The 12,069-nt window shown below is 67.3% G+C and carries 11 protein-coding genes; 8 read left to right on the forward strand and 3 right to left on the reverse strand.

Features of this window, described 5'->3' with window-relative positions; all coding sequences use genetic code 11:
- Window positions 1-214 precede the first annotated feature (214 nt).
- The 7 genes from GobsT_RS34510 to GobsT_RS34540 all read left to right on the forward strand — a co-directional run bounded on the left by GobsT_RS34510 (window position 215) and on the right by GobsT_RS34540 (window position 8,909).
- Complete coding sequence (locus tag GobsT_RS34510) at window positions 215-2,644, forward strand: DUF5682 family protein (RefSeq protein ID WP_148087982.1); 2,430 nt, start codon at window positions 215-217, stop codon at window positions 2,642-2,644.
- Between the two features lie 151 nt (window positions 2,645-2,795).
- On the forward strand, window positions 2,796-3,977 hold the full coding sequence (locus GobsT_RS34515; protein WP_033198442.1) for a VWA domain-containing protein: 1,182 nt from the start codon (window positions 2,796-2,798) through the stop codon (window positions 3,975-3,977).
- Window positions 3,978-4,060: 83 nt separating this feature from the next.
- Window positions 4,061-5,005: a TIGR03009 domain-containing protein gene (locus tag GobsT_RS34520; protein WP_010041050.1), complete on the forward strand. Its 945-nt coding sequence runs from the start codon at window positions 4,061-4,063 to the stop codon at window positions 5,003-5,005.
- Window positions 5,006-5,103: 98 nt separating this feature from the next.
- Complete coding sequence (locus GobsT_RS34525) at window positions 5,104-6,009, forward strand: WD40 repeat domain-containing protein (protein WP_010041048.1); 906 nt, start codon at window positions 5,104-5,106, stop codon at window positions 6,007-6,009.
- 21 nt (window positions 6,010-6,030) lie between these two features.
- Window positions 6,031-7,080, forward strand: a complete 1,050-nt coding sequence (locus GobsT_RS34530; RefSeq protein ID WP_010041046.1) for a WD40 repeat domain-containing protein — start codon at window positions 6,031-6,033, stop codon at window positions 7,078-7,080.
- A gap of 27 nt (window positions 7,081-7,107) precedes the next feature.
- The gene (locus GobsT_RS34535; RefSeq protein ID WP_010041044.1) at window positions 7,108-8,025 is read left to right on the forward strand and encodes a WD40 repeat domain-containing protein; all 918 of its coding nucleotides are present in this window, start codon (window positions 7,108-7,110) and stop codon (window positions 8,023-8,025) included.
- A 26-nt stretch (window positions 8,026-8,051) separates the two neighbouring features.
- Window positions 8,052-8,909: a WD40 repeat domain-containing protein gene (locus tag GobsT_RS34540; RefSeq protein WP_010041041.1), complete on the forward strand. Its 858-nt coding sequence runs from the start codon at window positions 8,052-8,054 to the stop codon at window positions 8,907-8,909.
- Window positions 8,910-8,923: 14 nt separating this feature from the next.
- Here GobsT_RS34540 and GobsT_RS34545 read toward each other — a convergent pair whose 3' ends face one another.
- Both GobsT_RS34545 and GobsT_RS34550 read right to left on the reverse strand, forming a co-directional pair.
- A complete protein-coding gene (locus GobsT_RS34545; RefSeq protein ID WP_010041038.1) occupies window positions 8,924-9,592 on the reverse strand; it encodes a DUF1349 domain-containing protein in 669 nt (222 codons plus the stop codon).
- Window positions 9,593-9,602: 10 nt separating this feature from the next.
- Window positions 9,603-10,928: a DUF1501 domain-containing protein gene (locus GobsT_RS34550; RefSeq protein WP_010041033.1), complete on the reverse strand. Its 1,326-nt coding sequence runs from the start codon at window positions 10,926-10,928 to the stop codon at window positions 9,603-9,605.
- Window positions 10,929-11,099: 171 nt separating this feature from the next.
- Here GobsT_RS34550 and GobsT_RS34555 point away from each other — a divergent pair, with 171 nt between their 5' ends.
- Window positions 11,100-11,660 (forward strand): GNAT family N-acetyltransferase, encoded by a 561-nt coding sequence (locus tag GobsT_RS34555; protein ID WP_010041031.1) that lies wholly within the window; start codon window positions 11,100-11,102, stop codon window positions 11,658-11,660.
- Window positions 11,661-11,671: 11 nt separating this feature from the next.
- Here the strand turns inward: GobsT_RS34555 and GobsT_RS34560 are convergent, their stop codons facing one another.
- Entirely contained in the window at window positions 11,672-11,902 is a 231-nt protein-coding gene (locus tag GobsT_RS34560) for a hypothetical protein (protein WP_029600934.1), read from the reverse strand.
- Window positions 11,903-12,069 lie beyond the last annotated feature (167 nt).

The following is a 12,069-nucleotide window of genomic DNA, read 5'->3' on the forward strand; positions in this document are numbered from 1 at the left end:
GACAGTTTTACAGCCCACTGTCGTCGGGCAGGTCCGCGTGTTGGAACTCGAGGGGCAGTTGTGGGCAGGAAGGCAGTTTTTGACAGGATCAACAGGATTGACAAGATAAAGACCAAGACAGATTTCTTTTGTTTTTAAATCCTGTTTATCCTGTTAATCCTGTCAGAAACTGCCTTCCTGTTCTCGCACTCAGCCCTCTGCGGTGAACACTCTTATGTCTTCATCTTCTGCTACTTTGACGGACGCCGGGCTGGACCCCGCCGAGATCGCGCGGCGCGTCGACGCCGTGTTCGCGGACCCGCTGTACTGGTTCCCGGTGCGGCACCACTCGCCCACCACCGCGCGCCACGTCCAGAGCGCGATTGCCGCGCGCAGGCCGAAGGTGATCTTCATTGAGGGGCCGTTCGAGGCCAACGACCTCATCCCCTTCGTGACGGACCCGGCGACCGCGCCGCCGGTCGCGATCTACTCCTCGTACCGCGACGACGACAACGTGCTGGGGCTGAACGGCCACGTCAGCCCGGCGGCCGACATCCCGGCCCGGTTCGCGGTCTGGTACCCGCTCACGCCGTACTCGCCCGAGTACGTGGCGATGAAGACGGCGGCGACCGTCAAAGCGGCCGTGGTGTTTATCGACCTGCCGCACTACGCCCGCGTCGAGCGTCACGTGCCGGAGCCGCAGGGCCAGCAGCCGCCGCGCGAGGCGCCCAGCGTCGCGCCCGACGAGGACCGGCTCATCACGTCGAGCGGGTTCTACAAGCATCTGGCCGAGGCCGCCGGGTTCAAGAGCTGGAGCGAGGCGTGGGACACGCTGTTCGAGAACCCCGAGGGGACCGATTACGAGGCGTTCCGCCGCGAGCTGGCGACGTTCTGCGCCGCCGCCCGCGCGACCGCGGACCACGCCGCCGAGCACGCCGAAGGCACCGTCGAGCGCGAGCGGCACTTCCTGAAAGTGATCGCCGACACGCTCGCCGCGCGCAAGCTGAAGCCCGCGGACGCGATGGTCGTCTGCGGGGGCTTCCATCTGTTCCTCGACCGTGACGACAAGGCCGCGCCGCCGCCGTGTCCGGAGGGGACCGTTTACACCACGGTCGTGCCGTACTCGTACTTCCGCATCTCCGAGCTGTCCGGGTACGGGGCCGGGAACCGGGCGCCGCAGTTCTACCAGACGTGCTACGACCTCACCGCCGCCGGGCGCGCGAGCGACATCGCGATGGAGCACGCCATCGCAGTGCTGCGGACGATGCGCAAGGGCGGCGACCCGCTCTCCACCGCCGACGCGATCTCGGTCACGCACCACGCCGGGATGCTCGCGCGCCTGCGGGGCCGCGCCCACCCGACGCTCGACGACATCTCCGACGCGCTCGTCACGTGCTGCTGCAAGGGCAACCCGAACGAAGAGGGCCGGAAGCTCCGCGACGCGATGGACCAGGCCGGGATCGGCAACCGGATCGGCAAGGTCACGTCGAAGATCGGCCGGCTGCCGATCGTGAACGACTTCCACGCGCAGATCGCCGACCTCGAACTCGGCGAGGTGCTCGGCAAAGAAAAGAAGATGTCGGCGAAGCTCGACAAGCGCGACCCGCTCGCGGCGCGGCGGTCCGCGTTCCTGCACCGGGTGTCCTACCTGAAGGTGCCGTTCGCCGCGATCACCGGCACCGGCGGGGACTTCTCCGGAACGCTGTTCCGCGAGGAGTGGCACCTCAAGTGGGACCCGCGCACCGAGCCCGCGCTGATCGAGCAGAACCTGTACGGCGACACGGTCGAGTCGGCGGCGCTGAACCGGCTCCGGGAGGCGCTCGCCGAGGCCGGGAGCAGCGCCGGCCAGACCTGCGCGCGGCTGCTCGAAGCGGTCGATATGGACATGCCGGACCTCGTGTCCGCCGCCGAGGACGCGTGCGGGCCGGCGGTCGATACGGACCCGTCGTTCGCGTCGCAGGCGACCGCGCTCCAGTACCTCGGCCGACTGGAACAGTACGCCGCGTTCCGCGGGCTGCGGCGCGACGTGATCGCGGAACTGCTGAACCGCTGCTTCGACCGCGCGTGCTTCGCGCTGCCCAACGCCGCCAACGTGCCGGAAGAGGAGCAGCAGGGCGTCGTGGACGGCCTCATCGGGCTGGCCGAGGTCGTGCTGCGCGACGGCGTGCGGTACGACCGCACCCTGTTCGCACAGGCGGCGCAGAACGCCGCCGCGCAATCGACGGTCCCGTTCCTGCGCGGAGCGTTCCTGGGGCTGCTGTGCGAGATCCGGGTGATTGCGCCGGGCGTGCTCGCCGCCGAGGTGTCGAACCTGGCGCAGGCGTCCACGGAGGTGATGGTCACGGCGGGCGACCTGCTCGACGGGATGCTGGCGGTGTCGCGCACGTCGCTGATGCTCGGCGCCGACGCGCTGGTCACCGCAATCGACGACCTCTTGAAGGCCGCAGAATGGGACCCGTTCCTGGTGATGCTTCCGCGGCTCCGGGCGGCGATCGAGCGGCTGTCGAACCCGCAGAAGGACGCGCTCGCGGCGACCGTCGCGCGGCACTACGGGCTCGACGGCTCGACCGACCTGCGCGCCGTCAGCGGGAGCCTGGGCGCGACAGCACTGGTGGCCCGGCTTGATGCCGCGGTGGCCGCAACATTGCGGAACTGGCCGTTGTGATGAAGACATGTTTCACCGCAGAGGGCACGAGAGGGCGCAGAGAGAAAGAAGGCTCGGCTTCATCACGCCGTTTCTCGTTTTCTCTCTGCGCCCTCTCGTGCCCTCTGCGGTGAAAATCGGCCTTTCGAGTGCGACCATTGGGAGCGCGAACGTGACAACCGGTAACGAGAGCGACGCCGGTCCAGTACCGGCCGACCCGCACACCCTCGCGCGCTGGCGCCTGGTGCTCGGCAAGACCGCCGAGCAGCACGGCATCAACTGCGGGGGCGACGGCGACGCCGAGCGGGTGGAAGAGCTGGTCGGGTTCCTGTTCGAGCCCGGCGGTGATGGGAACGGTGGCGGCCGGGGCGGGCGCGGGCGTTCGGCGTCGCGCGCCGGCGGCAGCGGCGGCCCGCAGCTCACCGTCCCGGACTGGGTGGACGCGGTCAACGAGCTGTTCCCGAACCAGTCCAAAGAGGTGATGCAGCGGGAGCTGGTCAAGCGCCGCGGGATCGCGGAGCTGATGGAGAAGCCCGAGCTTCTGGAGAAGATCGAACCGAACCTAGAGCTGGTGAAAACGCTGCTCACCCACCGCGGGCTGTTGAACGAAAAGACCCGCGTACTGGCGCGCAAGATCATCGAGCAGGTGGTCGAAGAGCTGAAGCGGAAGATGCAGGTTCAGGTCGAGCAGGCGATCACCGGCGCGATTCGTCGGGATCGGCACTCGCCGCGGAAGGTGTTCCGCAACCTGGACCTCAAGACCACGCTGCGCCGGAACCTCAAGAACTACAGCGCGGAGAAGGGCAAGCTGCTGGTCGATCAGGTGTACTTCTACGCCGCCGAGCGGAAGAAGAAGCCCTGGCACGTGATCGTGGTGGTGGACCAGTCCGGGTCGATGCTCGAGAGCGCGATCTTCTCCGCGGTGATGGCGAGCATCTTTGCCGAACTGCCGGCCGTGAAGACCTCGCTGGTGCTGTTCGACACCGAGGTGGTGGACCTGTCGGACCAGGTGGGGCAGCCGGTGGACGTGCTGCTCTCGATCCAGCTCGGCGGCGGCACCGACATCACGAAGGGGCTGATGTACGCGAACGAGCTGGTGCGCCAGCCGCAGCGTACCATCGTCGTTCTCATCACGGACTTCTACGAGGGCCGACCGGAGGCCGATCTGGTCGCGCAAACGCGGCTGATGGCCGACGGCGGGGTGCGCATGATCGGCCTGGGCGCGCTCGGGTACGACGCCCGACCGTCGTACAACAAGGACACCGCCGGGAAGTGCCGCAAGGCCGGGATGGACATCCTGGTCTGCACGCCGGAGAAGCTCGCGGAGTGTATGGCACAAATCATCCGCGGCTGATCTTTCAAGTGTCGGAGTGGCGGGTATAGTCTCACGCCAGCCGCGGGCGCGCCGGACGCGTCCGTACCGAATCGGAGGTGCGCGTGCGCTCAGTCGCCATTCTCTTCGCCATTTCGCTCATCGCCGCCTGCCCGCCGCGGCGCGGGCGGGTTGTGTACGTCCCGCGGTGCCCGCAACCTGCGCCGGTGGTCATCAGTGACCCCGTCAGCCCGCCAGCGACCCAGGTGGAAGAGCCGGCGAAGCCCAAAACGGCCGAAAAGCCCGCGGAGCCCGTTGCCCCGCTGGTCGCGGAACACCTGAAGGCATGGGAAGAGAAGACCGCCGCACTGACGAACGTCCGGGCCGAGGTCGGGCTCACCCGCACCGACAACGTGAGCCAGAAGTCCACAGCCTACAGCGGGCAGGTGCTGTGCATGAAGCCCAACTGTGCCGTTCTGCGCCTCAATAATGCCGCGGACAAAACTGGCACCGACTACGAGGCGTACATCTGCAACGAGACGGCGGCGTATTGGTACAGCGGGCTCGCAAAGACGGTGACCGAGTTCAGGCGCCCCCCTGCTGATCAGGCGGCAGACGCGGTGCCGGATGATAACCCCGTCCGTCGGTGGTGGCGGTCACGCCTGCACGAACCGGCTCAGCTCCTCCAGCGCATTCCGCTGCAGTTCTTTACGCGCGTCAAGGCGAGTGAGCTGCAAGAGCGACTCGACATCTCCGTCTACAAGACCGACGAGAATTACATCTACCTGGACATCAAGCCGCGGCTCGGCAAGGACCAGCACGAGTTCAAGCACCTACGATTGGCCCTGTACGGCACGGGACCGGCTACCGCAAAGGTCGCCTACCTGCCGGCCCAGGTGTATGTGCTCAAGCCGAACGACGACACGGAAGTGTGGAAGTTCACAAACCCCCAGGTGGATCTTCCGGGCGTGGAGCCGAAGCACTTCCAGTACGTCGAGATCAAAGAGGAAGGGTGGAAGCTCTTCAAAGCCGATGGAAGTACGAGTGAGACCGAGGAGCCGAAACCGTAGTGGGTGTAGTGCCGCGGTCCGAGGGCGGGTGCCCTCGGGGCTACCGTGAGGGCGAAGGGCGCTCCAGGCTGTCGAGCGCGGCTCCGGTGAGGGTGGCGATGCGGGTTCTCGACGCGGGCGCGAACGGGGCCGGGGCGGTGTGCTTCTCCCCGGATGGGCGAACCCTGGCCGTCGGCGACCGGGCGGTCGTTGTGTTCTCGCTGTTCGATGACCGACGCTTGCCGGTCCGGCTCCGGACCGGTGCGGTCCGCCAGCTCGCCTTTCACCCCCACCGGCCGCGGCTGTTCGCGCTCGCCGGTAACGACTTCCGGGTCGACGACATCGACGGCAGCGGCTTCCGCCCGCGGTTCCAGCGCCTAACTTACGCCGATCGGTTCGCGCTCGGCACCGACGGCGGTGCGGTGCTCAGCGGGCGGTTCGACCTGGAGCGGAACGGTTCCCGCCTGCGGCGGTATGCTGATGTCTCCAACGCGATCGATACGGACTGGCCGGCCGACCCGACCGGCGACGGGAACCTGCACTGGGGCCTGGCCTGGGTTCCCGGTACCGACCGCTTCGCGGTTGCGGAGTGGGAGGGCGAGTTTCCCGAATACCGCACCGCCGTGACCGTCCGCGCCGCGGCAACCGGCGGGGTGGTCGCGAAAACGGTGTGGGGCTCGTCGGCCTGCACCCTGGCGGCCGCGCCGGACGGGACGCTGATCGCGGCTGCGAAAGCGGTACTTGCGGCCTGGCCCGGGGGCGACCTCGCCCGCCCGCCGCGCACGATCGCCAACGACAGCCGGAAGCACTTTACGGGTATCGCGTTTCACCCGTCGGGCCGGTACCTCGCGGCTACCAGCAACGACGCCACCGTGAAGCTGTTCGACACCGCCGCCTGGGAGGTTACGCACACGTTCACTTGGGCCGTCGGGCGGATGCGGTCGGTCGCGTTCTCGCCCGACGGCGCGCTGGCGGCTGCGGGTAGCGACACCGGCAAGGTCGTGGTCTGGGACGTGGACCTCTGACGTGGTACCGTTTAAATAACGATGTTTACACTCAAATCCGATCTGGCGCCGGAGAGCGGTTCACGGAGACCGGCCCGGCTCGCGTTCTCGCCCGACGGTACCGCTCTGCTCGCGTCCGTCGGGGATCGCGTTCAAGTGTGGCCGCGGTGGCTCGACCGGACGCCGCGCCCGGTGGTCACGAATGAGGGCGCGCTGGAGCGGGTGGCGCTGAACCCCGACGGATCGCTCGTATACCTCTATCGGTCCGGGAACAGCTTCACCGACGTACTCACCGTCGCCACCGGGACGACCAAGGGGGCGGGGCTACCTAAGGATGCCCCGTCGTGGGCGCATTTCGACGCGACCAACGGGTTCTTTTTGGTGTCCCACGGGCAGGGTTGGCTCACGCGGTACGACTACGCTCCGGAACTCAAGAAAAAGGTGCGCAAAGCGTGGGCGCTGGCGCGGTACTCCGAAGACACCGGCCGGCACCGCCGCCCGCTCGGGTCACACTACTGGTTCGGTGCGATTTGCGGTCCGGGCGGTGTCTTCGTGGCTCTGGAGTACAAGTTCGGTGGTGGCGAACCGTTTCACGGTCTCACCGTGCGTTCAGTGGCGGACGGTTCGGTTGTGTTTCACCGCGCGCTCAAGTCGAACGAAGCGAGCAAACTACTCGGTAAGGCCGGCATGGCGCTCGCCGTCCACCCCACGGGCGGGTACATGGCATACCCGGACGGTCCTGACGTGCGACTGCGGGCGACGGCCGAGGGTGTGAAGGTGCGGGCGAAGGTTCCCGTTCTGAAGAAGCCCGAGGCAAAACAGGCCGCGGCGAAAGCCACCGCGAAAAAGGCCAGAAAGCCCAAGCCGCCGCCGGAGGTGACCGCAGTGGCGTTCAACCCCGCGGGCACGGTTCTGGCGGCGGCAAGCGAGAGCGGGGCCGTGACGCTTTACGACACGCAGTCGTGGAAGGCCGTCGGAGCGTTCGACTGGAAGATCGGGCCGTTGCGGGCCGTGTGTTTCAGCGCCGACGGAACCCGGGCGGCGGTGATGAGCGACGACGGAACCGTCATGGTGTGGGACGTGGATGTGTGACCCGAGGTCGGAACCGGAAGAGCCGTCGTGCGCATTATTCAGAGTTCCACCTCGCGCCCGCTGGACCGACTCACAATCGGCCCCGGCGGCTTGATTGTGGCGGCTTACAGTCAGTTCACTGCGGCTGGCGGCGCGGAAGCGTGGGACGCGAGCACCGGGGCACCCGTGTGGAGAATCGCGTTCGAACTGGATGCGTTTCGGTACTGCTCGTTTTTGCTCGGCGGTGCGTACCTCTTCGTCTCCAATTTCGAGTGCGATCGGCTGTTCGCACTGCCTCCGGGAAGAGAACCCGTTGAAGTGTCGCAAACGAAGGGGGGGAACGAAAATGCCGCTGCTGACGACCGGGTAATTGTGGCGCGGGGGGGAGTGGCCCCGGCCCTGTCGTGCTGGGGCGTGCCGGACATGAATGTCCGGTGGGTTCGCGACCGTGAGGACCGCTGGAACTCTGACACGTATTTTGGCTCGGTTGCTTTGGCTCCGACTGGAAACCGGTTCGCACTTTCCGTTTACGAAGGGCTCGCGTACCCGAAGCAATCCGTTCAGGTTCGCGACGCCGCGGGCGGCGAACTCCGGGTGTCCGTTCCGATGGATTCGGCGAGCCCGGTTCGACAACTCGCGTTCACTGCCGACGGGGTGAAACTGCTGGTTCGTACCGATAGCCGCAAGGTTCAGATGTGCGACGCGATCACCGGCGCTCCCGTGGGCGAGTTGGTTCACCCCGGACGGTCGTTTGTAACCGGTATCGCGGTTCACCCCGGCGGAACTGTCGCATGTACCCGAAACGATGGCACGGTCACGCTTTGGGACACTGAGAAAGGCAAGCGGGCCCGCACCTACGACTGGAAGGTCGGGAAGCTCGTGTCGGTAGCGTTCTCGCCGGACGGCGCGCTGGCCGCGGCCGGCACCGAGGACGGCAAGGTGATCGTTTGGGACGTTGACCTCTGACCGCCCGTCGCACATATCATGAGCGGATGCTGATCTGGAAAGCGCACTCGCGGCCCATTGATGCGCTCGCGTTCACCCCCGACGGGCACGCGCTCGCGCTGAGCGGATACTACCTGGCGTGCAAGCTCATCGACCCGATTACCGGCGCGCGGCTCTGGACCGCAGAAACCAACTCGGCGGTCGGGCTGTCACTCGCGTTCGTTCCCGACGGCGTGTTGTGTCGGCAAGGCGGGCTGTCGGTGCTGGACCGGAACACCGGGGGCGAGATCCGACGGTTCGGCGACCGTTGCCAGTCGTTCGCGCCGGCCCCGGACGGGCGCGCCGTGTTCGTCGCCGGCACACGTAATGATCGTCTGGGTCGGTACGATCTCAGCACCGGAACCGCGGGCGCCGAAGTGGAACTCGCGTCCGGGGCCGTCAACCGGCTCGCGGCGTCGTCCGACGGGAAGTGGCTCGCCGCGGTCGGGTGCAAGCGGTTCTATTTACTGGCGGCCGACACCCTCGAAGAGCGAGCGAGCGAATCGCACCGGGCGCTGTCGAGCGGGTCGTTCGCGCTGGCCCTCAGCCCGGACGGGCGGTTTTTGGTTTACTCCGCCGGGCGCGAGATGTTCGTTCGCGAAGTGCCGGAGTGCCGCGAGATTGCTGGGGTGCAGTTGGCGGCGAAACCCTTCATGGACGCCGCGTTCAGTCCGGACGGACGGTCCCTCTTCACAGCCAGCAAAGAAGGCGCGGTGCGGGTGTACTCGACGACCTCGTGGGAGCTGGAGAAGTCGTTCGATTGGGGGATCGGCCCGTTGCGTGCGATCGCCGTTTCGCCGGACGGAACGCGGGCCGCGGCGGCCGGGGACGCCGGCCGCGTGGTCGTGTGGGATCTGGAAGTGTAACCGCTCCTCCGGGATCACTTCTTGAGGGGCGTGATCGTGAAGCCGTCGAACGTGGCGTGCAGTTTCTGGCAGGTGCAGTGGTTCAGGTACACGGAAACGGTCACCTCGTCGGGGAAGTCCAGCTTCTCGCCGAACGCCTGCGGCGCAGCCCACTCCTTGCCATCAAGGCTGTACGACACGGTGACGGTCTTGTCTTTGCGCGTGACCTCGAAGTGAACGGTTTGCCCCTGCTCCACCTCCTTCAAACTGGTCCCGCCACCGCCCTGCCCGTCAATGAACCGGTCCGTCCACACGGACCGCTGCGGGGCGGCATACAGTTCTCCGTCGTCACCGCGGTTGTATATCTGAAGCAGGAAGTGCGAGAGGCTGTAACCGCCTCCCCGGACACACAGGCCGGCGTAAGCGTGCGGCCGACGGGCGTCGCCCTTGGCGGGGGTGGCGACCTCGGCCAGCGTCACGCGGGCCGTGAAGTCCCCGCGGACGGTGCGGGTGACGCGCATGTCGGAGGGGCCGTCCCCGGTCGCGCGGAGGGTGAGTTGCTTGCCCTTTAACTCGAACTTGCCCTCGCCCTCGGGTTTCCCCCAGTGCTTGGCGATCAGCTCTTGTTCGGACGGCGGCGGCACCGGGGCCGCTACCGCCCACGTGCTAGCACACACGGTCGCCAGCAAAAAGGCACGCGTCATGCGGCGGTCCTCAGTACAGTTTTTCGATGGGAAGGACACCACCCGGGAGAATGGGGTTGGGGCGGTTCGACACATCGTACACCATCGCGTGCGGGTCGAGACCCAAATTCTTGTACACGCTCGCCAGCACGCTCGGGTACGGGATCGGGTCGTCCTTGGCCTCCCCGGCGGCGCTGTCGGTGCTGCCGATCACCTGCCCGGTTTTCATCCCGCCGCCCGAGAGGAGCGCGAAGTTCACCCGGGACCAGTGGTCGCGGCCCGCGTCCTTGTTGATCTTCGGGGTGCGGCCGAACTCGCCCCACACGCACACCGTCACGTCGTCCTGGAGCCCGCGGGTGTAGATGTCTTCCACCAGCGCCGAGACGCCGGTGTCGAACAGTGGCAGGTGGTCCTTCAGGTACTTGAAGTTGTTCCCGTGCGTGTCCCAAAAGCCGTAAGCCACCGTGACCACGCGGCACCCGGCTTCGACGAGCCGGCGGGCCATCAGAAGCTGATCGTTCCACTGCGGAGCGCCGTCGCCGAGGTGCCGCGGTGAGCCCTTCCCGTACCGCTCGCGGAGCTTCGGGCTCTCTTTCGTCACGTCCAGCGCTTCCACCAGCTTGCTGGACGTGAGCACGTCGAACGCCCGGTCGTGGAACGTGTCGGCGCTAACGGCGTTGCTCTGGCCGGCGGTCTTGCGGAACGCGTCCACCCGTTCGAGGAGGGCCTTCCGGTCCTGGAGCTCTGCCGGGGTGACCGCGAGGTTCTTCATCACCGCCAGTTCGTCGCCGTCCACCTTGGCGGGGGCGGCGCTGCGGCCGAGGTTCGCTGGGCCGGGCGTGTTGTACGGTTTGTGCTGCATCGTGGGCGACAGGTCCACGAACGCGGGCACGGTGGGGTCGGTCTGGCCCTGCATCCGGGCCACCACGCTGCCGAAGTGCGGCTTGTTCTCGCGCCGCGCGGCGTCCATCGTCGTGGCGGTGTAGCTCTGCCAGGAGCTGTGCTCGTCCCGCTGCCCCACCAGCGAGCGGATCACCGCCAGCTTGTCGGCGCACTTCGCCAGCTTCGGGACGTGCTCGCCGAACTGGACGCCGGTCACGTTCGTGCCGATGGGCTTGAACTCGCCCCTCAGTTCCGCCGGGCCGTTGGGCTTCAGGTCGAACGTGTCCTGGTGCGCCATCCCGCCCGACAGGTATACCATGATGACCGACTTGTGCGACGCCCGGCCGCTTTTGGCCTCCGCCCGCATGAGGTCCGGGAGCGTCAGCCCGCCGACGCCGAGCGCGCCGACTTTGAGGAACGACCGGCGGGACAGGCCGTCGCAGTACCGGGTGCGGTTGCCGAAGACGGTGAGCATGAGACGTGCTCCGTGGCGGAGGCGGGTGGCGGGCGGGCGCGAGGCGGCGATTGACGATTGTAAACGGAACGGTTAGCACATGCAACGGTGTGCCGGAACTCGTGGCTGGTGCCCGGGCTCGGGTTCGGGGTGGCGCGGGTGTGACCTCGCGGGTAACAAGTGGGAGGGGTCGTGAGCGAGGTGCTGCTCGAAACCGAACGGCTCCGGTTGCGGCGGTTCGCCGGCACCGATGCGGACGCCGCACGGCTGCTCGAACTTGATGCGGATCCCGAGGTGATGCGCTACATCGGGCCGTTCGCGCGCGAGAGCGTGGCCGCTTACCGCGAACTGATCCGCGTGTGGCTCCCGTTCTACGAAAATCCGCCGGGCGGGGTGTGGGCGGTCGAAGAACGCGCGACCGGGGACATTCTCGGGTGGGTGTTCGTCCGCCCGGCGCCGTTTCACCGGATGGCGTCCGCCATCGGCTGGACGCGCGACACCGAACTGGAACTCGGGTACCGGTTCCGGCGCGCGGCGTGGGGCCACGGGTACGCCACCGAGTGCGCCGGCCCGCTGGTCCGTGCGGCACTGGCGAACCCGGCGGTGACGGCCGTGGTCGCGGTGGCGCTGGTGACCAACCGTGCGTCCACGCGCGTGATGGAAAAGGTGGGACTCCGGTACCAGCGGCAGGTCGAACTGCCGGGATACGCCGATCCCGGCGCTGTTTATGTGTTGTCCCGGGCCGAAGGCTGATCGGCTCGCATTCAGTGGGCCGTTTCGGTGGCGAACTTCTCGTTCCGCCGGCGGACGATCTCGTCGGAGAACTCGGCGCCCGGATCGACGTAGAACGGCTGCAGCGCGGTCGGCTTCAGCTCCAGTTCCTTGAACAGTGGGTTCTCGGCCTCTTGCGGAGTGACCGCGTCCGGGTCGGCAGCAGCGCCGCGAGATGATTCTCCCGAGCCATGGCGGCGGCGACGGTCCGGATGCCGTCGCACAGCTCGACGATAATAATGCTGGCCCGCGTGTTGAGCATCTTGGCGATGGTGCGGTCCAGGCTTCGACGAGCCGGGTCAGCGAGCGGAGTTCGGATAGCAGGTCGAACTCCGTGTTCGGGTCGGTTACGGCGATGTGGCGGACTTTCAGGTCGGCGTGCATCGCCCGA

Source organism: Gemmata obscuriglobus (assembly GCF_008065095.1).
GTDB classification, from domain to species: Bacteria; Planctomycetota; Planctomycetia; order Gemmatales; family Gemmataceae; genus Gemmata; species Gemmata obscuriglobus.

Bases quoted from the DNA above. Each gene is read 5' to 3' on its own strand.
- GobsT_RS34510 (WP_148087982.1), top strand. From the start codon at position 215: ATGTCTTCATCTTCTGCTACTTTGACGGACGCCGGGCTGGACCCCGCC.
- GobsT_RS34525 (WP_010041048.1), top strand. From the start codon at position 5,104: ATGCGGGTTCTCGACGCGGGCGCGAACGGGGCCGGGGCGGTGTGCTTC.
- GobsT_RS34530 (WP_010041046.1), top strand. From the start codon at position 6,031: ATGTTTACACTCAAATCCGATCTGGCGCCGGAGAGCGGTTCACGGAGA.
- GobsT_RS34540 (WP_010041041.1), top strand. From the start codon at position 8,052: ATGCTGATCTGGAAAGCGCACTCGCGGCCCATTGATGCGCTCGCGTTC.
- GobsT_RS34545 (WP_010041038.1), bottom strand. From the start codon at position 9,592: ATGACGCGTGCCTTTTTGCTGGCGACCGTGTGTGCTAGCACGTGGGCG.
- GobsT_RS34550 (WP_010041033.1), bottom strand. From the start codon at position 10,928: ATGCTCACCGTCTTCGGCAACCGCACCCGGTACTGCGACGGCCTGTCC.